This is a genomic window from Burkholderia metallica (assembly GCF_001718555.1).
GTDB lineage: Bacteria > Pseudomonadota > Gammaproteobacteria > Burkholderiales > Burkholderiaceae > Burkholderia > Burkholderia metallica.
In genome coordinates, this window is sequence record NZ_CP013403.1 from 298,918 (window position 1) to 321,785 (window position 22,868).

A 22,868-nucleotide genomic window follows, 5' to 3' on the forward strand; every position below is an offset into this window, starting at 1 on the left:
GTGCCGCCAACGGCCTGAACGGCCGCACTGGTCAGTCGATCGCGTACATCGCGTGACGCAGTTCCTGATAGCTGCGCAGCCCCGCGACACCGAGTTCGCGGCCGATTCCGCTGAGCCCGAAGCCGCCCCAGCACACGTGCGGATAGATGAGCTGCGGCGCGTTGATCCACACGAGCCCCGCGCGCACGCGCTGGCGGAACTGCTTCGCGGCGGCCGCATCGCGCGTGACGACGGTCGCGACGAGCCCGTAGCGCGTGTCGTTCGCGAGCGCGATCGCTTCGTCGTCGGTGCGGAACGACTTCACGCACGCGACGGGGCCGAACACTTCGTCGGTCCACAGCGGGTTGTCGGCCGCCGGCTCGGCGATCACGACGGGCGCCATGAAGAAGCCCGCACCGCCCGTATCCGCGACCCGGCCGCTGAACGCGACGCGTGCGCCCGCATCGATGCCGTGCTGGAGCATCGCCTCGACGCGGGCACGCTGCGCGGCCGAGATCAGCGGCCCCATCGCGACCTGTTCCGCGGCGGGCGGTGCGACGACGAGCGCACGCACGGCCGTCTCGAACGCGGCCATGAAGCGGCGGTACACGCTGTCGTGCACGAGGATGCGCGCGGTGGCCGAGCACATCTGGCCCGCGTTCGTGAAGGCACCCGCGACCGCGAGCGACACCGCGACGTCGAGATCGGCGTCGTCGCGCACGATCAGCGACGACTTGCCGCCGAGTTCGAGCGTCACGCGTTTCATGTCGACGGCGGCCGTCTGCATCACCTTGCGGCCGGCGGCCGTGCTGCCGGTAAACGAGATCTTGTCGATCAGCGGATGCGCGGTCAGCGCCGCCCCGACGTCGGCGCCGCCGTTCACGACGTTGACGACGCCGGCCGGCACGCCGGCTTCGGCGACGAGGTCGAGCAGCGCGTGCTCGGCGGGCGACGTGAGCTCGGACGGCTTCAGCACGACCGCGCAGCCGGCCGCGAGCGCGGGCGCGAGTTTCCACGCGGTCGTGACCATCGGAAAATTCCACGGCATCACGAGCGCGGCGACGCCGACGGCGTCGTAAAAGCGCTCGGCCGTGACGGCGTCGCTCGGCAGCGCGACCGGCTCGGCCGCGAACAGCGCCGGCTCTTCGCACAGCGCGGCGTAATACGTGAAAGTCGCGACGACGTCGCCGACATCGGCGTCGGCCTCGAACGGCGGCTTGCCGCTCACCTGCATCTGCAGCGCGGCAAGACGCTCGCGCGACGCCTCGACGCGCGCCGCGATCAGCGCGAGGATGCGGCCGCGTTCGACGGGCGGCGTGTCGCGCCAGCCGGCGAATGCGTCGCGCGCGGCGCGCACCGCGGCGTCGACGTGCGCGGCCGTCGCGAATGCCTGCCAGCCGATCGCCGCGCCGGTCGATGCGTCGAAGATCGGCGCGCCGGGCGCGTCGGCCGGCGCGTGCACGGGCCGGCCGGCGATGTGCGCCGCGGGCAGCACGAAGGTGGCGGGGGAACGGGAAAGCTCGGCGGTGGACATGAAGGGCATCCTGTCGATCGGGTTAGCGGTAGGCGACGCCCGGCATCACGCAGAGCATCTCGAACGCGAGGTTCGCGCCGGTGAGCGCGGTGGTGCCGGTCGGGTCGTACGGCGGCGCGACTTCGACGAGATCCGCGCCGACGAGGTTCAGGCCTTTCATGCCGCGCACGATTTCCAGGCCCTGCTGCACGGTGAGGCCGCCGATTTCCGGCGTGCCGGTGCCGGGCGCGAACGACGGATCGAGGCCGTCGATGTCGAAGCTCAGGTAGACCGGCGTGTCGCCCACGCGTTCGCGCACCTGCGCCATCAGCGGCGCGAGCGACCTGTTCCAGCATTCCTCGGCCTGCACGACGGTGAAGCCCTGCTGGCGGCACCAGTCGAAATCGTCCGCGTGGTAGCCGGTGCCGCGCAGGCCGATCTGCGTGACCTTGTCGCATTGAAGCAGCCCGTCTTCCACCGCGCGGCGAAACGGCGTGCCGTGCGCGATCTTCTCGCCGAACATCGTGTCGTTCACGTCCGCGTGCGCATCGACGTGCACGACGGCGACCTTGCCGTATTTCCGGTGCAGCGCGCGCAGGATCGGCCATGCGATCGTATGGTCGCCGCCGAGCGTGATCGGCCGGCAGCCGTTCGCGACGATCTCGTCGTACGCCTCTTCGATACGGCGCACCGAATCCTTCAGGTCGTACGGGTTGGTCGCGACGTCGCCGATGTCGGCGACCTGCAGCGAATCGAACGGGGCCGCGCGCGTGGCCATGTTGTACGGGCGCAGCAGCACGGATTCGGTACGGATCTGGCGCGGGCCGAAGCGCGAACCCGAGCGGTTCGACGTGCCGAGATCGAGCGGTACGCCGACGAAGCACACGTCGAGGCCGTCGGTCGTCGCGGCTTGCGGCAGCCGCATCATCGTGGCGATGCCGCCGAAGCGCGGCATCTCGTTGCCGCCCATCGGCTGATTGAATTCGCGGGGCATGGGGCCGTCTCCTTGTTTTGAGGTCAAGCGATCGGCCGATGGTAGAGGAGAACCCGCGCGCGAAGATCCTGAAGTCGCAACGTTTACATCGACGACGCTCAATGCGAACGGCGCCGCTGCATCGACCGCGGCGCCACCGATCGCGGCCGCGCCGCGACTCAGGGCCGCGACTCAGGGCCGTATCGGCGAGGACCGATCAGCGCGGGAAGGCCGGCGGCGCGCCGCCGTCGTGCGGGCCGGAGAAAGGGCGCGCGGCGGCAGCCGATCCCCACGCGGCGAGTTCGCGCTTCGTGCGCACGCCGAGCTTCGCGAACGCGCGCTTCACGTACGACTCGGCCGACGCGACGCGCACGCCGAGGATTTCGGCCGTCTCCGGCACGGTCTTGCCGGACAGCAGGTGCTTGCAGGTTTCGTATTCGCGCTTCGACAGCTTCACGCGGTCGGCCGCGATGCGCGCGTCGAACTGCGCGAGCGGATGGACGTCGGGCGTCGGGTGCGCGATGCGCCGCACGGCGGTGGTCGACGCGTGCAGTTCGAGCAGCGGGAACAGCACGTCGCTGATGCTGCGAAAGCGGTTCATCTCGTCGAGCGTGAACGGCGGCCGGTCGCGGCCGCGCTCCAGCGCGATCGAATGCTGCGAATAGCGCGTGCCGCGCGCGAGCACGCATTCGTGGCCGATCCGCACGTCGTCGAACAGCCGCTGGCGGAATTCGCCGGGCGGGATCGCCGCGATGTCGCGCACGACGAGCATCGTGCCCGTCTTGCCGCGCAGCCCCGCGAACAGCGGGTCGCTGTCGAGAAAGCGCTCGTAGTAGAGCGTCATCACGTCGGAGATTTCGGTGGATTCGGTATCGATGCCGCTGCTGCCGATCCATTCGCAGCGATAGCCGGTGGGCATCGAGCCGTCGACGCGCGAGCGTTCGACGTGCGCGACGTCGAGCGGCACCACTTCGTTGAGCAGTTGCGTGAGGCGCGGCACGAAGTGCGGCGTGCCGACCGTCTCGATCAGCTCGCCCAGCGCCTTGAACGATACGTTGAAGCGGTCGTTGTCGCGGTGGAAGGGGTTCACGTTGAGCAGCATGCGGTTCCCCGGGTGAAAGGCGGCGCGATTGTAGCGTTCGGCGGCGCAGACGTCATTAGGGGGAAACACCGTCGGGTGTCCTGTCGATCCGTTCGCCCCGGAAAACACCGCTTGTCCCCCCCGGAGGGGGGCATACCGGGGCAGTGTAAATGAGTAACTTTGTCTCTGCTTTTTTCATTCAAGAGACGAAAGATTCAGATGACCAAACTGATCAAGGACATCCTGCCGCTCGGCGCAGGCATCGGCGAATTCACGAAGCTCGACTTCGGCATGGACGAGAGCGACTGGCGCGCAGCGGAAGGCAAGAGCGGCAGCTACCTCATCGGCTGGTGGGAAGGCAAGGTCGGCTCGGTGGAGTTTCCGGAAACCGCGGCCGACGAAGCGGTGTGGCTCGTCGAGGGCCGGATCGCGCTGACCGACGTCGAAGGCAACCGCAAGGAATTCGTGCCGGGCCAGGGCTACCTGCTGCCGGCCGGCTTCGCGGGCCGCTGGGAGACGATCGAGGACGCGAAGAAGTTCTACGTGCTGCTCGAGAAGTCGTGATGTCGGAAGCCGCCGCCGCGGTGTCGTCGTCCGTGTGACGCGCGCCCGGCGGCGGTTTCGTTTTTCGCGTGGAATGGCTGGGATCATGGAAATGGAAGTCAAGGCAAGAGAGAGCGCACCGGTGCAGGCGGACGCAACGCGTGGCGCGCCGGTCGCATTGGGCGTCGAGGCGGCGCTCGCGAATACGAAGCTGTTCCCGTACTGGCTCGACAACCCCGCCGCGCCGGCCGCCGAGCCGGAACTCGCGGGCGACGTGACGGCCGACCTGCTGATCGTCGGCGGCGGCTTCACCGGGCTGTGGTCGGCCGTGCAGGCGAAGGAGCAGATGCCGCACCTGAACGTGGTGCTGATCGAGGCCGGCAAGGTCGCGCACGGCGCATCGGGCCGCGCGGGCGGGATCATCTCGACGTCGGTGATGCACGGGCTGCCGAACGCGGTGCGCGTGTTCCCGAACGACATCGCGCAGCTCGAGGCCTTCGGCCATCGCAACCTCGACGGTTTCGAGGACGCGCTGAAGCGCTACGACATCGACGCCGACATCGAGTGGAACGGCGAGATGACGGTTGCGGTCGACCCCGAGCACCTCGCGCATCTGAAGGGCGACTACGACCTGCATCGCGAATACGGCCACGACGTCGTGCTGCTGAATCGCGACGAAACGCTCGAACAACTGAATTCGCCGCTGTTCGCGGGTGCGCTGTGGTCGCGCAACCGCAGCGGCATCGTGCATCCGGCGAAGCTCGCGTGGGGGCTCAAGCGCGCGGCGCTGACGCTCGGCGTGAAGCTGTACGAGCACACGCCGCTCGTGACCGTGACCGACGAAGGCAGCACGGTATTCGTGAAGACGCCGAAGGGCAGCGTGCGCGCGCCGCGCGTCGTGTTCGGCAGCGGCACCGCGAAGGTCGGGATTCCCGACATCAACCGCCGCGTGATGCAGGTGCGCGACCACGTGCTCGCGACCGAGCCGCTCACCGACGAACAGCTCGCGCGGATCGGCTGGAAGAACCGTCAGGGCGTGTACGACACGCGCACGCAGCTCAACTATTTCCGGCTGACGAAGGACAACAACATCATCTTCGGCGGGCTGGTCAGCTATCACTTCGACGGCGATCCGGAGCCGCACCAGGACGGCCGGCGCGAAACCTACTACCGGCTCGCGCAGGCGTTCTACCGCACGTTCCCGCAACTGAGCGACGTGCGTTTCTCGCACGCATGGGGCGGCCCGATCGACTATTGCTCGCGCGGCTCGGTGTTCGCGAAGCGCTATCTCGGCGACAAGGCCGTGTTCGTCGCCGGCTATACGGGCTTCGGCGTCGCGGCGAGCCGGTTCGGCGCGTTCATGGGGCTGAACATCCTGTTCGATCGCGACAGCCCCGAGCGCAAGCTCGACATCGCGAACCAGAGCCCGAGCTACATCCCGCCGGAGCCGATGCGCTGGCTCGCGGCGAAGATCACGTTCCATGCGTTCGACGGCGCGGATGCCGAAGGCGGCTGGAAGCGCGCGTGGATCAGCGGCCTCAAGGCGATGGGCTTCCCGATGTGAGCGCCCGCGCGGCGGCCCCGCGCCGGGCCGCCGTCACCGCGTGGCGACACGTTAAAACGATCCCCGGAGGGGACGGCCCGCATCGCGGGCATGGAGAGAGACACCAGATGAATGTAGTCAACCTGCGGGATGAAGCGCGGCAGGAAAGCGCGCTGTTCGTCGTCGTGATGCTGCTGCTCGGCATGCTCGGGCCGACGGTCTTCCTCGGCCTGCCCGCGATCGTCGGGCAGGTCGAACGTCATTGGGGCTTCGGCGAAGCGGCGCTCGGCCTGTCGAGCTTCATCGAGGTGCTCGGCGAATCGACGGGCACGCTGCTCGTCGCGTTCGTGCTCGGCCGCCAGCCGGTGCGCTGGGTGCTCGCGGGCGCGGTGACGCTCGCGGCCGGCGCGAACCTCGGCACGCTCGCGACGCACGGGCTCGCCGCGTATTCGGCCCTGCAGTTCATCGCGGGCGTCGGCTCGGGCGGGCTGAACGGCATCGCGCTGCGCTACCTGTCGTATTCGCGCGCGCCGGAGCGCAATCTCGGGATCATGCTGATGGGGCAGGTGACGTGGAGCATGGTGCTGCTCGCGTACGTCTTTCCGCTGTTGAGCGACGCATGGGGCGCGCACGGCGTGTTCGGCTTCGTCGCGGGCGTGCTCGGCATGTTCGTGCTCGCGGCGCCGCTGTTTCGCCGCGGCGAGACGCTGGCCGCTCCGTCGCCGGGCGGCGTCGCCGGCCGGATCGACCGCCGGGGCGCGATGCTCGTGCTGTGCGCGCAGCTCGCGCTGTACGGCGGCGTCGGCGTCGTGTGGACCTTCCTCGAGAAGATCGGCACCGATGCGGGCCTGAGCGGCAAGTCGGTGTCGCTCGTGCTCGGCATCGCGAACATCGCGAGCCTCGCGATCTGCGCGGCGATGCCGAAGCTCGGCGCGGGCGCCGGCCTGCGCCGCTGGGCGCTCGTGAACCTCGGCGGCTGCGCGGTCGCGGCCGTGCTGCTCGCGATGCCGGCATCGCCCGTGACGTTCACGCTCGGCGCGATTGTCTTCATCGGCTGCTGGACGGGCGGCGCGCTGCTGATCTACGCGACGATTCCGCAGTACGACCTGGTCGGCAAATCGGCCGCGTTGTCGCCGGGCTGCGTCGCGCTCGGCTATGGCGTCGGCTCGGTCGCGGGCGGCTCGCTGATCGAGCGCGCGGGCACGCAGTCGGCGCTGATCGCGGCGATCGTGCTGTGCGCGGCGGCGTTCCTCTGCTACCGGCGGCTGCGGCCGGCCGTGTTCGGCATCGAGCGCGCGCTCGCGGTGACGGCGCCCGAGTGACGGTTGCGACGCGCGCCGCTGCCGATGGCGGCGCGCGTCCGGTTCGGTTCATCGGCGAAGGCGCCCGGCGCGACGTGCGATGCGTGTCGCGCCGGCCCGGCAACGCGCACACGCGCAGCGGCTTGAAGCATGTTCTCGAATACCTCCGATCTCGATCTCCGGCTCATCCGGGTCTTTCTGGCCGTCGTCGACGCACGCGGCATCACGGCCGCCGAGGCGTCGCTCGGCGTGCGGCAGTCGACCATCAGCACGCAGCTGTCGGCGCTTGAAGCGCGCGTCGGCTTCAAGCTGTGCGATCGCGGGCGCGGCGGCTTTCGCCTGACGTCGAAGGGCGAACGCTTCGCGGCTACCGCGCGCACGCTCGTCGCGGCCACTTCCGAATTCGTCGCGCGGGTGCGCGACATCGACCGCAAGCTGGTCGGCACGCTGTCGATCGGCCTGATCGGCCAGGCGCCGCTCGTCGAGAACGCGCGCGTGGCCGATGCGATTGGTGCATTCCGCAAGCGCGACCAGGCCGTCACGTTCGCGATGAAGGTCGCGTCGCCGCAGGAACTCGAGGAAAGCCTCGTGAACAACCAGCTCGATCTCGCGATCGGCTATTTCTGGCATCGCGTGCCGGGGCTGCTGTACACGCCGCTCTTCACCGAGCAGCAGGTGATCTACTGCGGGCGCGGGCATCCGCTGTTCCATGCGTCGCGGCCGGTGACGGCGGACGATCTGCAACAGCACGACTGGGTATGGCGCACCTATCCGGTGCCGGAGGAGCAGTATCCGCTGCCCGAGCGCCGCGTGACCGCGAGCGCGGATAGCATCGAGGCCGCGACGATCCTGATCCTGTCGGGCGGCCATCTCGGCTACCTGCCCGCGCACTACGCGGAGCCGTTCGAGCAGCGCGGGCTCGTGAAGGCCGTCGGACGCACGACGTTCAGCTTCGACGTGCCGCTGCATCTCGCGATGAAGCGCAGCGCGAGCGACAAGCCGATCGTCGATGCGTTCTGCGAGGATCTGCTGCGCGCGTTCAACATCAAGGCGGCCGCGCTGGCCGCTTAGGGCCACGCACGGCGCGCGTTCAACAATCGACCAGCGCCCAGTCGAACAGCTCGCGGCGCGTGCGCACGCCGAGCTTCGCGAACGCGCGCTTCACGTACGACTCGGCCGTCGACAGCTTCACATCGAGCTGCTGCGCGGCCTCGGGCACCGAGCGCCCGCACAGCATCAGCCGGCAGATTTCGTGCTCGCGGCGCGACAGTTGCACGTCCTGCCGTTCGAGGCGCGCGTCGAAGCGCGCCTGCGACGCGGTATTCACCGTGCCCGACGCCACGCGCCGCGCCGCGCAGCTGCGCGCATGCAGCTCGAACATCGGGAACAGCAGGTCGACCATCTGCCTGAAATGGAACAGCTCGTCCCTCGTGAACGCGGGCCGCCCGACGGTGCGCGCGAGCCCGAGCGCGTATTGCAGGTGCGCGTTGCCGTGCACGAGCATGCATTCCTGCGCGATGCCCGGTTCGTCGAAGATCCGGCGGCGGAATTCGCCCTGCGCGATGCCTTCCACGTCGCGCTGCACGAGCAGCGTGCCGGGCTTGCCGCGCAGCGGCACGACCAGCGGGTCGGCGAGGCAGTAGTCCTGATAGTAGACATCCATCACGCGCAGCGTATCGGCCGCGAAACGCAGGCTGCCGCTGCCGAGCCATTCGACGACGAAGCCCGACGTGCTGCCCGCATCCGCGCGCCAGCGTTCGAGGTGCACGGCGTCGGCGTCGATGCTGTCGTTGACGAACTCGGTGACCGCGCCGACGAAATCCGGCGTGCCGACCGCGCGCAGCGTCGCGCCGAGCGTGTCGGGGCGCACGCCGATCAGGTAGTGGCCGCGGGCGGCCGGGTCGGGCTGGAGAAGTCGCATGGTCGGGCATCGGCGGTCAGGGGACAGCGCGACGTTACGCGAACGCCGTGCACGCGTCAGCCGGGAATTCACCGGATCGGCCCCACGAATTTCAAGCGTTGTCCCCAAAACGACGACAAGCCTGCGCGCGCGGCGGCCGGAATTCGCCGAAGCCCCGGCGGCGGGGGGGCATACCGCCGCGAATCGTCTGCCTATAGTGAAAGCACTTCGAAAACCTGATCAACAGAAAGGACAGGCCATGCAGATGCAACCGACGCCCGCCGCAACGGATTCGACGCCGGCGGATTTCGTTCTGACCAACGCGAAGGTCTACACCGTCGATCCGCACCGGCCGTGGGCGCAGGCCGTCGCCGTGCGCGACGGCCGGATCGTTTTCGTCGGCGATACGGCGGCCGTGCAGGCTTGCGTCGGGGCGGACACGAAGGTCGTCGATGCGGCCGGCCGGCTCGTGCTGCCGGGCTTCGTCGAATCGCACTGGCACTTCGAGACGACCGCGTTCGCGTTCCAGGCGTTCGTGAACTACGAGGATCCGCAGAAGGTGCTCGCCGCGCTGCGCGCGTACGTCGACTCGCACCCGGACGAGCCGGCGATCACCGGGATGGGCTGGGTGCAGGCGACGATTCCGCCCGCGCTGCTGCGCAGGCAGACGCTCGACGCGATCTGCGCGGATCGCCCGGTGTGCCTGCTGTCGACCGACTTCCATTCGATGTGGGTGAACTCGAAGGCGCTGGAGATCGCCGGCATCGATGCGGCGACGCCGCCGGTGCAGGAAGGCGCGAGCTGGTTCGAGAAGGATGCGGTGACCGGCGAGCCGACCGGCCTGATCGTCGACGGCGCCGCGTATTCGCTGGTGTTGCAGCGGATCAGCGCGGCCGGCCTGCTGCCGACCGGCATCGACCTGTACCTGAAATCGATCCCGCCGTGGCAGAAGAAGCTGTGCGCGGCCGGCGTGACGACCGTGTTCGACGCGGGCTTCTTCGACGCGAGCGGCGACCAGTCGCTGCTGTACGAGACGCTGCAGACGATGGAGCGCGCGGGCGACCTGAAGCTGCGCGTGGTGGGCAGCGTCGCGGTGATCGGCGAGGCTGACGACCCCGTCGGCACGCTCGTCGAATACCGCGAGCGGTACGATTCGCCGCTCGTGAAGGCGCGCGCGCTGAAGCTGTTCCTCGACGGCACCGAGGCGAACCACACCGCGTACCTGCTCGAACCGTACGCGGACCGCCCGGACACCTGCGGCGCGCCGACGATGCCGGCCGAGACGTTCAACCGCTACCTGGTCGAAGCCGATCGTGCGAACGCGAACGTGATGGTGCATTGCGTGGGCGACGCGGCCGTGCGGATGGCGCTCGACGGCTTCGACGCGGTCAACCGCACGAACCCGCCGCGCGATCGCCGCCACGTGATCACGCATGCGTTCCTCACGCATCCGGACGACATCCCGCGCTTTCGCCGCGCCGGCGTGATGGCGAACACGCAGTTGCAGTGGGGCGTGGTCGACGCGTACACCGAGCAGTTGCGCGACCACTACGGCCACGAGCGATGGAGCAACATGTACAAGTTCCGCACGTTCGTCGACGCAGGCGTGACGGTGTCGATCGGCATGGATGGCCTCGCGTGCCAGTGCCGCTGCCAGCACAAGCCGCTCGAACACATCGAGTCGGGCCATACGCGCCAGCTTGCCGGCGAGCCCGATGCGCCGGTGTTCCCGGACATCGCCGAGCGCCTGAGCATTCCGCAACTGATCGCCGCGTACACGATACACGGCGCGTACCAGCTCGGGATGGAGCACGAAGTCGGCTCGCTCACGCGCGGCAAGCGCGCGGATCTCGTCGTGCTCGAAAACGACCTGTTCGAAGTCGGCCAGTACGACATCGGCCGCATCGACGTCGCGCTGACGATGATGGGCGGGCGCATCACGCACGTGGGCGACGACTTCGGCGTGCGTACCGGCGTGCAGGCATCCTGAGCGTCGGCCCGGCTGGCCCGGCCCGGCCTGACGAAGCGACGGCGGAGGCTTTCAACCGGCTTGCGCCGTTCGTCGGCCCGCGCATCCGGCCGGAACCGGACGCGCCGATTGTGCGGCGTGTCCCCCTATTGGCAGGGCAGACCGGCCAATTTCCTCTGGCTACATTTTCCCGGACCGAAGCACACACCGCTCGTCGCGAGCGGATCACGACATCGACGGAGGAAACCATGGCAGGGGATTGGGGCAAGCATCTGGGAACGGCATGCGCGGCGCTCGCGCTGGGCGGCTGCCTGTGGGCCGGCATGCCGGCCGCGCACGCGGCGGACGTCGTCAACGTGTACAACTGGGGCAACTCGATCGGCAAGGCGACGATCGCGAACTTCGAGAAGGCGACCGGCATCAAGGTGGTCTATCAGGAGTTCGATTCGAACGAGACGCTGCAGGCGAAGCTGCTGTCGGGCACGTCGGGCTACGACGTCGTCGTGCCGTCCGACATCTTCTGGGCGCGGCAGCTGCAGGCCGGCCTCTACCGCAAGATCGACAAGAGCCAGGTGCCGAACTACGGGCTGCTCGATCCGGACATCATGAAGGTGCTCGCGAAGGACGACCCGGGCAACCAGTTCGGCATTCCGTGGACGTGGGGCACGGATGGCCTCGGAATGAACGTCGAGAAGGTGAAGGCCGCGCTCGGCAACGACGCGCCGCTCGACAGCTGGGCGCTGCTGTTCGATCCGAAATACGCGCAGAAGCTGAAGCACTGCGGCGTGTCGGTGCTCGATTCGCCGGTCGATGCGTTCGGGATGGCGTTCGTCTATCTGAAGAAGGACCCGAACACGACGAACCCGGCCGACTACCAGGCCGCGTACGAGTTGCTGAAGACGGTGCGGCCGTACATCACGCAGTTCAATTCGAGCAGCTACATCAACGATCTCGCGGGCGGCGACATCTGCCTCGCGCTGGGCTGGTCAGGCGACGTGAACTCCGCGCGGATCGCGGCCGCCGCCGCGAAGAAGCCGTATCACATCAAGTACGTGATCCCGACCGAAGGCAGCGCGATGTGGTTCGACATGATGGCGGTGCCGAAGGATGCGCCGCATCCGGACGCCGCGCTGAAGTTCGTCAACTTCGTGCTGTCGGAGAAGGAGAGCGCGAACCTGACGAACGACACGTCGTATCCGTCGGCCGTGCCGTCGTCGCGGCATCTGGTGCGCGCCGAAGTGACGAGCGATCCGGCCGTGTTCCCGCCCGCCGACGTGATCCGCAGGCTGAGCCTCAGCAAGCCGGTGCCGCCCGAGCTGATGCGCCTGCAGAACCGGCTCTGGACGAAGCTGAAGACCGAGTAAGCCGGCCGCTGCGTCTTTTCACTCCCATGTACCTTTCGCGCGCCCCGCCGCTGATCGCGGCGGGCGGGGGCGCGCGCGTCCCGACGACCACCCACACCATGAAAATCACACACATGACGGCGCTGTGCGTGCTTGCGTTCGAAGCGGCTTGCGCATTCGCGCACACGCCGCGGGCAACCGACGCGAGCAGGATGCAGGCGCTGCAGGCGCAGGTCACCGCGCTGCAGCAGCAGGTGAACGAACTGCGCGCGAGCATGCTGGCGGCGCAGCCCGCCGGCGCGGCAACGGCTGCCGCCGCCGCTTCGGGCGGCGCGAAGATCGGCTCGATCAGCACGGCAACGGCTGCCGCACCGGCCGCCGATGCAGCGCCGGCCTTCACGAACGACGACCTGCAGCAGATGCGCGAGCAGATCGCGAACGCATCGCTGAAGGTCGACTCGCTGCAGGAAGCGGCGACCACCGGCCCGCTCGCGGGCCTGAGCATCACCGGCTACGTCGATCCGGTGTACCTGTTCAACCGCGCGCAGCGCACGTCCGGCTTCCAGTTCCTGAATCACGACCCGGGCGCGTACGACTACTTCAACAGCACGATCGGCGACGTCTACCTCGACATCAAGAAGACCTTCGGCGTCGGCCCGATGGCACCGTCGGCGGAGGTCGTGATCCAGCCGAACCGCGGTTTCGGCAACGTGTTCAGCAATTCGCACGGCGGCGTCGGCAACAACATCGTCACGCAGGCGGTGGTTACCGTGCCGCTCAGCACGACGCGCACGTTCGAGATCGGGATGATGCCGAGCCTCGCCGGCTACGAGGTGCAGCCGTCGACGCAGATGCTGACGCTCACGCACGGACTGCTGTACGACTTCAGCGAGCCGGGCAACCTGATCGGCGTCGGGCTGAAGGGCTCCAACGCGGCGATGACGCGCTTCTGGCAGGTCGTGATCGGCAACGAGGTGCTGCGCACCGCCGGCGCGATCGCGAACGCGGCGAACAACACGACGAAAACCAACTGGACGCCGACGATCACCGCGCGCTTCGACAACGCGACGTCGACCGCGTTCGACTTCGGCGTGTCCGGGATGCTCGGCCGGCAGTCGCTGTTCTCGCCGTGCGCGCAGGCGGGCGGTTACGGCTACCAGTGCAACGGTTCGTCGCCGACCGGCCTCTACAAGTACGTGGAAGCCGACGTCACCTATACGCACGACAAGACGCAGGTCAACGCACAGGTGGACTACGGCGAACTGCAGAAGGGCGCATGGAACGGCGGCACCGCGCGCTGGTACGGGATGTCGCTGCTCGGCCATACCAAGTGGACGACGTCGTGGGTCGGCCGCATGGGCGCGACGCTGCGCTTCGACTACCTGAACAACACGTCGAACGGCGGCGGCGGCACGAACATCCAGTACGGGCTCGCGGGCGGCAATCCGTCGGTGAACGGGTCGAGCGGCTTCGGCATCGATCCGGCGTGCTTCCAGGGTTCGTCGACGAACGGCACCGAGTGCAAGGGCGCGCAGCGCTATGCGATCACGGCCGACCTGCTGTTCTATCCGACGCAGCAGATCACCGTGAAGCTCGAATACCGGCACGACGCGGCGAACCATCCGGTATTCGTGAAGAACGACGGGTCGTACTCGCGCAGCAACGACCTGGCCGGGATGCAGTTCATCTATTCGTTCTGATGTTTTTTCCGCTCCGGCCGGCGCGTGTGCCGGTCGGTCAGTTTGCACGATGCATCACGTTGCGGGCCGCGCGGGCCCGCAACGCATTTCACACAGGAGATTCGACCTTGAAGCTGCACACCTTCGTGACCGACGTCACCGATCCGCGCGAGCGCGGCCGCCTGATCGGCGAGCGCTTCGCGCCGGCGATCCGCGACACGGTCGCGCTGTATCTCGCGTTCTTCCCGAAGCTCGGCATCGCGCCGCAGCGGGCGCGGGAGATCGGCGAAGCGAGCGTCGCCGCGCTCGGCGCGTGGTGCCCGCGTCTGGCCGCCGAAGTCGACGCGATCGCCGACGGCGTCGACCTGCCGCGCTGGCAGCTCGCGTGCCTGAACGCGCGCACCGAGATTCTCGCCACCGCGCCCGCGTCGGCCGAAGGCGAGTGCTCGACGACGGTCTACGCGCCGGCCGGCCCGCACGCACCGCGCACGCTGCAGACGTGGGACTGGCACGACAGCCTCGCGCCGCAGGGGCTGCTGATGCGGTTCGCCACGCCGCACGGCCGCACCGTCAAGCTGTTCACCGAATGCGGGATGCTCGCGAAACTCGGCGTGAACGACGCGGGGCTCGGGCTGCACTTCAACATCCTGCATCACGCGAGCGACAACGACAGCGCGGGCGTGCCCGTGCACGCGATCGCGCGACGGCTGCTCGAAGACGCGACGACGGTGCAGGAAGCGATCGACATCGCGCGCACCGCGCGCGTGAGCGCATCGACGGTGCTGACCGTGTTCACGCGGCACGACGCGAACCCGCGCGCGGCGAGCATCGAGCTGAGCCCGTCGGGCGTCGGCGTGGTGGTGCCGCGTCCGGACGGCTGGCTGCTGCATACGAACCACTTCCTCGATCGCGCGTTGAGCGGCGGCGAGTGCATGCCCGACAGCTCGACCACGCGCGAACGCTTCGCGTACCTGAACGACGTCGTGAGCGGGATGACGGGCACCGACGTGCGTGCGCGCGCGGCGGCGATGTGCGGGGCGGCCGGCGACCAGGCGGTGGTGTGCTTTCATCCGGACCTGTCGATGCCCGACACCGAGCGCTGGGAAACGCTGCTGACCGTCGGCATCGATACCGACGCGTGCGTGCTCGACTACGTGGCCGGCACGCCGTACGCGCTCGCGCGCGACGGGTTTCAGCGGTTCTGATCCGCCGGATGCGGGCCGGCCGCGCGGCGTGGGCGGCCCGCCCGTGCCGCGCGCACGCTCATGCGTCGATGCGTTCGACCTTGCCGACCAGCAACCCGTACGACAGGCTGCCGGCAAGCGCCATTGCGGCGATGTAGGTGATCGCGCGCGAGAAGTCCGCGCCGTCCACGAGCAGGCCGATCACGATCGGCGTGGCGATCGCCGACAGGTTGCCGATCAGGTTGAACACGCCGCCCGTGAGGCCGAGCAGCCGCGCGGGCGCGAGCCCCGACACGAGCGACCACGTGATCGACGCGAAGCCGTTGCCGAAGAACGCGATCGTCATGAACGCGATCACCCAGCCCGTCGACGTCACGTAGTTCGCACCGATGATGCAGGTCGAGATCAGCAGCCCCGAGATGATCGGCAGCTTGCGCGCGAAGCCCTGCGACGCGCCGCGGCGCATCAGCCAGTCCGACAGCACGCCCGAGCACAGCACGCCGACGAACGCGGCGAGGAACGGCAGCGACGCGAGGAAGCCCGACTTGATGAAGTCCATGCCGCGATACTTGACGAGGTAGGTCGGGAACCACGTGAGGAAGAACCACAGCGTCGAGTTCAGCGCGAACTGGCCGAGGTAGATGCCCCACAGCTTGCGTCGGCCGAGCACGACGCCGAGGTCGCGCCACGTCGACGGTGCGCGCTCGCTGCGCGCCGCGACGCGGTCCTCGAGATCGACGAGCCCGCCGCCGTCGCGGATCAGCGCGATCTCGGCCGCGTTGACGCCACGGAACGCGCGCGGCTCGCGATACACCGCATACCAGATCGCGGCCCATGCGATGCCGGCAAGGCCGGTCGCGACGAACACCATGTGCCAGCCGAGATGCACCTGCAGCCACGCGAGCACCGGCGTGAGGAACGCGAGGCCGACGAACTGGCCCGACGTGTAGCCGCCGATCGCGCTCGCGCGTTCGCGGGTCGGGAACCAGGTCGTCACCACGCGGTTGTTGATCGGATAGGCCGGCGCTTCGAGCGCGCCGACCGCGAGGCGCAGCACGATCAGCCCGACGAACGAACCCGCGAAACCGAGCAGCAGCGTCGCGGCCGACCACAGCGCGAGCGCGCCCGCATACAGCATGCGCGGCGACACCTTGTCGACGAGCCAGCCGCCCGGAATCTGCATCAGCGCATAGGTCCAGCCGAACGCGGAGAACACGAGGCCCGCGCGCACCGGATCGATATTCAGCTCCTTGAACAGCGCGGGCGCGGCGATCGACAGGTTGCTGCGGTCGAGATAGTTGATCACGACGGTGACGAACAGCAGCGCGAGGATCAGCAGGCGCTTGCGGCTCGGCTGCGCGGTCTGTGCCGCGGGCGCGCGGGCGGCGGCGTCGGACGCGGCGCCGGCGTGGGCGGGCTGTCGTTCCGGCGGGTTGGCATGGGTGCGTGACGCGGAAGGGGCCACGGTCGTCTCCTGTGTTCTGTGCCCGGCCGTCGCCCGCGAGCGGGGCGGCCGGATCGAATGGCGTTGGAGCGAACGTTAGAGCCGTGGCGCGCGGTGCGTCAACATTTGAACAGGCATCCCTATTAATGGGACGTCACGCGCTCACTATGTGGGAAAGGGCGACGAGCACGTCACGGGCAGGCGCGGGAGCGACGGCGGGGATGAACGGGCCGGCGATGCCTAGCTGGGTGCGGTGTCGTCCTGGTAACCGCTCTTGCCGACGAAGATTTCCTTCAGCGCGGCGCGCAGTGCGACCGGATCGTACTGGCCGGGCGCGAGATGGATCACGTAGCGCGTGTGGCCGTCGAGCCGTGCGGCGACGGCGGGTTCGAGTTCGACGACGATCGCGGTGTCGGTCAGGCGCACCGACAGATCCTTCACGCGCGCGTTGATCTGGTCGCGCACCATCACCTCGATCAGCGCGTCGTCCGGAAAGCGCGACAGCGCGAAGCAATAGTCCTGCTCCGCATCGTGGCAGTAGATGTTGGCGAAGCTGTCGTCGTCGTCGAGGTCGGACGTTGCCGCGCCGATGGTGGCATGGAGTTCCATGAACGGGGGTTCCTGGGTAATGGGTTATCGGGGTTATCGGGGTTATCGGGGTTATCGGGGGGAGCGGGTTGCCGTTTCGATCGCAGTCGCGGCGTCGGGCGTCGAAGCGGCATCGCACGGCGCATCGGCATCGCGCGCCTTCAGCCACAGCCCGAATTCGCGCATCACGTCGACCACCGGCCGCAGCCGGTCGCCGTCCGCGCTCAGATCGTACTCGACCCGCACCGGCACTTCCGGATAGACGGTGCGCCGCACGAGCCCTGCGTCTTCCAGCGCGCGCAGGTCGAGCGTCAGCATCCGCTGCGAGATGCCGGGCATGTCGCGCCGCAGGTCGCTGAAGCGCCGCGGCCCGTCGAGCAGGTACGACACCAGCAGCAGCCGCCAACGGCCGCCGAGCAGGCGCATCGCTTCTTCAACGGAACATCCTGTCGCACTCGTTTTCATCCTGCTGAACCCCGGTCGGTAAATTTTTTGTGACTACGGCACAAACGACTGCCGTCTTCCCGGCGCTGCGCCGATGCGAGATAGTAGCGCCCGCGTCGCGGCGAATCGATACACGGACAACGAAACGAAGGACACGCATGAAGCTCTATCACGCTCCCGGCAGCTGTTCGCAGGCCATCTGCATCGTGCTGCGCGAAGGCGGCCTCGACGCGGAGATCGTCAAGGTCGACCCGCGCAAGCATGTGCTCGAGGACGGACGCAACTACTACGACGTGACCGAACTCGGCTACGTGCCGCTGCTCGAACTCGACGACGGCACGCTGCTGCGCGAAGGGCCGGCGATCGCGCAGTATCTCGCGGATCTGTGTCCGCACGCCGCACTTGCGCCCGCGTACGGCACGCTCGCCCGCTATCGGCTGATGGAGTGGCTGAACTTCCTCTCCGCGGAAATCCACAAGGGTTTCATTCCGCTGCTGTATGCGGTGCAGGCGGGGCAGTACGTCGACCCGGCGAGAACGAAGCTCGACAGTCGCTTTGCGTGGATCGACCGCCAGCTTGACGGCAACGCGTTCCTGACGGGCGACACGTTCACGGTCGCCGATGCGTACCTGTTCGCGCTGACAGGCTGGGGCAAGGCCGTATGGATGCGCTCCGTGTACCACGCGGATATCGACCTCACCCGGTATGCGCATCTGCGCGCGTGGTACGAGCGGGTGCGGGCGCGGCCGGCGGTGCAGCGGGTGCTGCAGGCCGACGCGCGGCCGAACGCGGCTTGACACAGCCCGACGCGTTCAGCGCGTCAGCGCCAGCACCAGGTACGCCGCATAGCCCGCGCCGTTCGCGAGCAACGCCCACACCGCGAGCCCGCGCGTGCGCGCATTGATGCGCAGCCACACGGCCGCCGCGAGCGTGATGATCACGCCGGTCAGCACTTCGGGGCGCGGCTCCCACGGCGTCAGCATGATGCCGATCGCCGGCAGCAGCGTGCCCTGGAACACCATCGCGCCGGTGATGTTGCCGAACGCGAGCGTATCCTTCCCGCGGCGAATCCACAGCACGCTGTTGATCTTTTCCGGCAATTCCGTCGCGATCGGCACGATGATCAGCGACAGCAGCAGTGCCGACACGCCGAGCGCGTGCGACACGCCTTCCACGCCGTGAATGAAACCCTTCGCACCGCCGACCAGCAGCGCGACGCCGAGCAACAATTGCAGCGCGATGGTCGCCAGGTTGGTCGGCAGGCCCGTACGCGCCAGGAACATCGCATGCGGCGCCTCGGTGCCGTGCCCGGCATCGACGAGCTGGCTCGACGCGCGGAACGTCACCACGACGTACATCACGTAGATGCCGACCAGCATCACCGCGAGCAGCCCGCGCACGGCCCAGTTGTGATGCGGAACGAACATCGCGACGGTGGCGAGCGAGAACGCGGCGAGGAAGGTGTTCATGTCGCGCACGAAGCCCGTGCGTTCGGGCGCGATCGTGCCGCGCAGCCCGCGCGAGCGGATCACCGCGAGCGTCATCAGGAACGTGGTGAGCGTCGCGAGCATCAGCGGCGCGCCGAGAATCGCGCCGACGCCGATCTCCTCGTTCACGGCCTGGTTCGCGGTGCCGCCCGCCAGCGCGAGCAGCGGCACCATCGTTTCGGGCAGTGCGGTGCCGACGGCCGCGAACAGCGACCCGGTGACGCCTTCGGAAATCTTCAGACGTTCGCCGAGATGTTCGAGCGCATTGGTGAAGACTTCGGCGGCGACGAGGATGACGACCAGCATGAACGCCAGTTCGACGAACATCAAGGTCATGCGGCACCTCCGCAGGCAGCGGCGGCATGTGAGGAGAGAGCGGGGACGAACATGGGGACTCCGTGGTCGGACGCTGACGAACCATGGCACATCCGCCGACGTCCGACCAGGAACGACGCGATGCGCCCATGGTCTCGCCAAGCCGATCAGGCCGAACGCGCCACGGCCGCAGGCCGAGTGTGTTGACGCGTTCGCTTTCCGGGGGCGGAAAGCAGGCTACTCCCCAAAGACGGAAAGCAGTCTAGCCGAGCGGGTCGCTTTCGGCAAGCTTGCGCTTCGGTCCCCGTTCGTCGTGCGGGGAACGCGCGGGCGTGGCGGATGCTTGCGACGTGCGGGGTAGCAAGCGGCGTGCGCGCGGCGGCGTCACGTACGTGTCGTTTTCGATCATCTGCTGCGAAGCATCCAACCGTTCGCACTCCTCGCCGTTCGAACCGATCGGCACTTCGTATGCTTCGGTCGTGCGCGTACGCGACCGCGTGATCTGCGGTGCGGCGGGTTTGCATGCCGCGCGTCGTCGCACCGCGGCCGGCCGCGCGTGTCGCGGGTAAATAATGCCGCTGAATTTTTACGGAATGGCAGAAATCGGTATTTTATGGATGGCGTCGCGCGAATCGGCGCCATGATCGAATAACGATTGAAGCGCTCGAATCATTGAATGGCGTTCCATGCCTGCCGTCATGCCGAATTAATCGGTCGCTGATAATTAAAATGAAAGAATAATCCCGGCGATCTGAAGGCTTGCGAGGCGCTGCATCAACGCCGGCAAAGGATTCCGTTCCATACGGCAAAAGCGCCGATTCCGGCGAATGATTGCCGATAAAGCCCGCAACGCACAAATAATCCCGCTTTCTTTCAATTGGCAGACACTGTCCGCCGTTAGCATTATCGCGGGATTTTTAATATCCGAATGATCTTTGACAACGCGGCGCAGCACCGCCTATTTTTGTGTTGTCGTAAATTTGGGTCATATAAAAGTTGTCCAAACTGCAGGGGGCGTCCGAGCACCAATCTCGCCAGCAGTTTGCTGTGTCTGTATCAAGTTCAGTCTCTTAGAAGTCCAATCCCCAACCGCCGACTGCCGACCGTGCAACGCGAGTGGCGGGTCGGTCTGCGCGTTTCGCAGGCGTTGGCGGCCTGTGTGAAGCGGTATCCGAACCAAAGGACAGAGATGAAACCAGACAGGAGCTGTACCGGCAGCCGCCGTGGCCGTCACGGCCGGTTGGCCGGGCTAGGTGCATTGACCGTCATGACCTTGGCGCTCGCGGCGTGCGGCGGCGACGATTCGTCGTCCGTCGGCGCGTCGAGCCTCGCGCAAGCCACCGCCAGCGCACAGGCCGGCGCGCAACAGGCGGCCGGCGCGCAGACGCCGGCCAACCAGCCTTACGTCGACCCGGTCGCGTATTCGATGAATGCGACAGACGGCCTCGCGCCCGCGCAGGTGTCCGAGAAAGCGGCCGTCATGCATTACCAGTGGAAGAACGGCGGCACGACCGTCAACTACACGACGACCACCGGCCACCTGACCGCGCAGGACGCGAACGGCAATGCGGAAGCGTCGATGTCGTATGTCGCGTACACCGCGCCGAGCACGAACGGCAAGCCGCGCCCCGTCACGTTCGTCTACAACGGCGGCCCCGGCTCGTCGTCGATCTGGCTGCGGCTCGGCTCGTTCGCGCCGACCCGCGTCGCCACGCCCGATCCGCTGTTCGGCAGCAACTGGCCGAACTATCCGCTCGTCGACAACGCCGAAAGCCTGATCGATACCACCGACCTCGTGTTCATCGACCCGCCCGGCACCGGGCTGTCGGAAGCCGTGTTGCCGAACACCAACCAGAAGTACTGGGGTTCCGATGCGGACGTGAACATCATGCGCGACTTCATCCAGCGCTACCTGAACGTCAACAGCCGCGGCACGTCGCCGATCTACCTGTACGGCGAATCGTACGGCACGCCGCGTACCGACATGCTCGCGCTCGCGCTCGAATCGGCCGGCGTGCACCTGACGGGCATCGTGCTGCAGTCGGCGATCCTGAACTACTTCGCGGATGCGGTGGAGGCGGTCGCGATCACGCAGTCGACGGAAGGGCTGCTGCTCGACACCGATACGGTGGCCGGCTATCTGCCCGGCTATGCGGCGGTCGCGGCGTACTTCAACCAGGTGTCGCCGGCGCCGGTGAACCAGGATCTGTACGCACTGCAGACGGAACTGTTCACGACGCTGATCTACAACCAGCTGCAGAAGTATTCGCAGTCGTGGGTGTTGAGCCAGCTCGGCATTCCGGATGCGCTCGGCACGCCGGTGTTCCCGAGCGATGCGACGCTGAAGCTGTGGTCGATCCCGTCGAGCCTCACGCAGCAGGCGCTGCGCGGCTACTTCAACGCGAATCCGTTCGGCACGAGCCTGCTGCCCGGCACGACGATCGGCCGGTATGACGGCCGCGTGTCGTTGCCGAACTCCGATCCGCGGCTGCAGGACGACGGCGATCCGTCCGACATCCTGATTTCGCAGCCGTTCACGAACGCGCTCGCGACGCAGATGCCGGATTACCTCGGCTACACCGCACCGAACGCGACCTACCTGCCGCTGAACGACAACATCATCGAGGTCTGGGACTTCTCGCACGACGGCCAGCCGATGCCCGACACGATCCCCGATCTGCTCGGTGCGCTGCAGCTCAACCCGAAGCTTCGTGTGCTCGCGGAGAACGGCTTCCACGATCTCGCGACGCCGTTCTTCAACACCGAGAAGCAACTCGCGCGGCTGCAGACGGTGAAGGGCCTGAATCCGAAGCTGCAGGTGAACTTCTTCCAGGGCGGCCACATGATCTACCTGGACGACGTCGCCCGTCCGCAGATGAAGCGGGACCTGAAGACGTTCTACAAGGGCGCGCGGATTCCGACGGCGCTGACGCTGCATACGCTGCCGCCGCCGTGGCCGGATGAAAACCCGCCGAGCGTACCGACCGGCAGCGTCCCCGGCGCGACCGCCGGGACGACGCTGGCGGCGGCGCCGTGAGCGGCCCCGAGCGACGGACTCCTTGTCAAAGGAACCCTCTCTTCATCCATTGAATGCGAGCGATCATGTCCCTAATCAAATTGATGCGGCGTATGTCCCCGTTGATCGTGCTCGGTGCCGTGATGAGCAGTGCCTACGCGTTGCCGCCGCAGGCGGTGGCGCCGGTGAAGCTGCCGCGCGGCGGGCACGGTGTCGACGGGCCGTTCTTTCCTGCCACGCGCGCGGCGCCGGTGTTGCCGTCGACCGGCGCGACGCTGCAGCAGCAGGCGCAGCAGCGTGTCGATGCGCGGCTCGGCGCCAATACGGTGCTGAGCAACGGCGCGGCCGTGACGAAGGCGCAGGCGCAGAGCAACGGTCTCGGCTTCGTGTCGAAGCACTTCGACGAGATCGATGCGAAGCACACCGGCCGCGTGACGATGAACGACGTGCGGCAGTTCATCCGGCAGCGGCAGGTGCAGGCGCAGCAGGACCAGCAGGACGAGTGACGTAGCAGGCAGGGCGGCGGCCGGTGCGACATGCTTCGCACCGGCCGCCGGAAGATGAAC

Annotated in this window: 20 protein-coding genes and 1 riboswitch; of the genes, 11 read left to right on the plus strand and 9 right to left on the minus strand. The window is 67.8% G+C overall.

What is annotated here, in order from left to right; translation table 11 throughout:
* Positions 1 to 31: 31 nt before the first annotated feature.
* From WJ16_RS21195 to WJ16_RS21205, 3 genes are all read right to left on the minus strand, one after another.
* A complete protein-coding gene (locus tag WJ16_RS21195; RefSeq protein WP_069259061.1) occupies positions 32 to 1,513 on the minus strand; it encodes an aldehyde dehydrogenase family protein in 1,482 nt (493 codons plus the stop codon).
* Between the two features lie 22 nt (positions 1,514 to 1,535).
* On the minus strand, positions 1,536 to 2,486 hold the full coding sequence (gene speB, locus WJ16_RS21200; protein WP_069259062.1) for an agmatinase: 951 nt from the start codon (positions 2,484 to 2,486) through the stop codon (positions 1,536 to 1,538).
* Between the two features lie 196 nt (positions 2,487 to 2,682).
* Complete coding sequence (locus WJ16_RS21205) at positions 2,683 to 3,567, minus strand: helix-turn-helix transcriptional regulator (protein WP_069259063.1); 885 nt, start codon at positions 3,565 to 3,567, stop codon at positions 2,683 to 2,685.
* A 198-nt stretch (positions 3,568 to 3,765) separates the two neighbouring features.
* On the opposite strand from WJ16_RS21205, the gene WJ16_RS21210 reads away from it, so the two are divergent.
* The 4 genes from WJ16_RS21210 (at position 3,766) to WJ16_RS21230 (ending at position 8,004) form a co-directional block, all read left to right on the plus strand.
* On the plus strand, positions 3,766 to 4,110 hold the full coding sequence (locus tag WJ16_RS21210; protein ID WP_069259064.1) for a cupin domain-containing protein: 345 nt from the start codon (positions 3,766 to 3,768) through the stop codon (positions 4,108 to 4,110).
* An 85-nt stretch (positions 4,111 to 4,195) separates the two neighbouring features.
* Positions 4,196 to 5,653, plus strand: a complete 1,458-nt coding sequence (locus WJ16_RS21215) for an NAD(P)/FAD-dependent oxidoreductase (RefSeq protein ID WP_084636095.1) — start codon at positions 4,196 to 4,198, stop codon at positions 5,651 to 5,653.
* A 107-nt stretch (positions 5,654 to 5,760) separates the two neighbouring features.
* On the plus strand, positions 5,761 to 6,954 hold the full coding sequence (locus tag WJ16_RS21220; protein WP_069259066.1) for an MFS transporter: 1,194 nt from the start codon (positions 5,761 to 5,763) through the stop codon (positions 6,952 to 6,954).
* A gap of 129 nt (positions 6,955 to 7,083) precedes the next feature.
* On the plus strand, positions 7,084 to 8,004 hold the full coding sequence (locus tag WJ16_RS21230) for a LysR family transcriptional regulator (RefSeq protein ID WP_069259068.1): 921 nt from the start codon (positions 7,084 to 7,086) through the stop codon (positions 8,002 to 8,004).
* A gap of 19 nt (positions 8,005 to 8,023) precedes the next feature.
* Here the strand turns inward: WJ16_RS21230 and WJ16_RS21235 are convergent, their stop codons facing one another.
* Positions 8,024 to 8,854, minus strand: coding sequence for a helix-turn-helix transcriptional regulator (locus tag WJ16_RS21235; protein WP_069259069.1), 831 nt, complete (start codon positions 8,852 to 8,854; stop codon positions 8,024 to 8,026).
* A gap of 238 nt (positions 8,855 to 9,092) precedes the next feature.
* Here WJ16_RS21235 and WJ16_RS21240 point away from each other — a divergent pair, with 238 nt between their 5' ends.
* The 4 genes from WJ16_RS21240 to WJ16_RS21255 all read left to right on the plus strand — a co-directional run bounded on the left by WJ16_RS21240 (position 9,093) and on the right by WJ16_RS21255 (position 15,029).
* A complete protein-coding gene (locus WJ16_RS21240) occupies positions 9,093 to 10,823 on the plus strand; it encodes an amidohydrolase (protein ID WP_069259070.1) in 1,731 nt (576 codons plus the stop codon).
* Positions 10,824 to 11,050: 227 nt separating this feature from the next.
* Positions 11,051 to 12,166 (plus strand): polyamine ABC transporter substrate-binding protein, encoded by a 1,116-nt coding sequence (locus WJ16_RS21245; protein WP_069259071.1) that lies wholly within the window; start codon positions 11,051 to 11,053, stop codon positions 12,164 to 12,166.
* A gap of 98 nt (positions 12,167 to 12,264) precedes the next feature.
* On the plus strand, positions 12,265 to 13,845 hold the full coding sequence (locus WJ16_RS21250; RefSeq protein ID WP_069261068.1) for a DUF3138 family protein: 1,581 nt from the start codon (positions 12,265 to 12,267) through the stop codon (positions 13,843 to 13,845).
* A 107-nt stretch (positions 13,846 to 13,952) separates the two neighbouring features.
* Positions 13,953 to 15,029 carry a C45 family autoproteolytic acyltransferase/hydolase gene (locus tag WJ16_RS21255; protein ID WP_069259072.1) on the plus strand — a complete coding sequence of 359 codons (1,077 nt, stop codon included), beginning with the start codon at positions 13,953 to 13,955 and terminating at the stop codon, positions 15,027 to 15,029.
* Between the two features lie 58 nt (positions 15,030 to 15,087).
* Here the strand turns inward: WJ16_RS21255 and WJ16_RS21260 are convergent, their stop codons facing one another.
* The 3 genes from WJ16_RS21260 to WJ16_RS21270 all read right to left on the minus strand — a co-directional run bounded on the left by WJ16_RS21260 (position 15,088) and on the right by WJ16_RS21270 (position 17,505).
* Entirely contained in the window at positions 15,088 to 16,473 is a 1,386-nt protein-coding gene (locus WJ16_RS21260) for an MFS transporter (protein WP_069259073.1), read from the minus strand.
* Between the two features lie 219 nt (positions 16,474 to 16,692).
* A complete protein-coding gene (locus WJ16_RS21265) occupies positions 16,693 to 17,061 on the minus strand; it encodes a hypothetical protein (RefSeq protein WP_069259074.1) in 369 nt (122 codons plus the stop codon).
* A gap of 51 nt (positions 17,062 to 17,112) precedes the next feature.
* Positions 17,113 to 17,505 (minus strand): winged helix-turn-helix transcriptional regulator, encoded by a 393-nt coding sequence (locus WJ16_RS21270; RefSeq protein WP_069259075.1) that lies wholly within the window; start codon positions 17,503 to 17,505, stop codon positions 17,113 to 17,115.
* A gap of 137 nt (positions 17,506 to 17,642) precedes the next feature.
* On the opposite strand from WJ16_RS21270, the gene WJ16_RS21275 reads away from it, so the two are divergent.
* Positions 17,643 to 18,281 (plus strand): glutathione binding-like protein, encoded by a 639-nt coding sequence (locus WJ16_RS21275; RefSeq protein ID WP_069259076.1) that lies wholly within the window; start codon positions 17,643 to 17,645, stop codon positions 18,279 to 18,281.
* Positions 18,282 to 18,296: 15 nt separating this feature from the next.
* On the opposite strand, the gene WJ16_RS21280 is transcribed toward WJ16_RS21275, so the two are convergent.
* Both WJ16_RS21280 and WJ16_RS21285 read right to left on the minus strand, forming a co-directional pair.
* On the minus strand, positions 18,297 to 19,307 hold the full coding sequence (locus WJ16_RS21280; protein WP_069259077.1) for a sodium:calcium antiporter: 1,011 nt from the start codon (positions 19,305 to 19,307) through the stop codon (positions 18,297 to 18,299).
* Between the two features lie 68 nt (positions 19,308 to 19,375).
* A riboswitch (yybP-ykoY riboswitch) is annotated at positions 19,376 to 19,544 on the minus strand.
* Between the two features lie 4 nt (positions 19,545 to 19,548).
* On the minus strand, positions 19,549 to 19,749 hold the full coding sequence (locus tag WJ16_RS21285; RefSeq protein WP_157126842.1) for a hypothetical protein: 201 nt from the start codon (positions 19,747 to 19,749) through the stop codon (positions 19,549 to 19,551).
* Between the two features lie 726 nt (positions 19,750 to 20,475).
* Here WJ16_RS21285 and WJ16_RS21290 point away from each other — a divergent pair.
* A complete protein-coding gene (locus WJ16_RS21290; protein WP_069259079.1) occupies positions 20,476 to 22,323 on the plus strand; it encodes a S10 family serine carboxypeptidase-like protein in 1,848 nt (615 codons plus the stop codon).
* A gap of 53 nt (positions 22,324 to 22,376) precedes the next feature.
* The gene (locus WJ16_RS21295; protein WP_069259080.1) at positions 22,377 to 22,808 is read left to right on the plus strand and encodes a 2-oxoglutarate dehydrogenase; all 432 of its coding nucleotides are present in this window, start codon (positions 22,377 to 22,379) and stop codon (positions 22,806 to 22,808) included.
* The last annotated feature ends 60 nt before the right edge of the window (positions 22,809 to 22,868 follow it).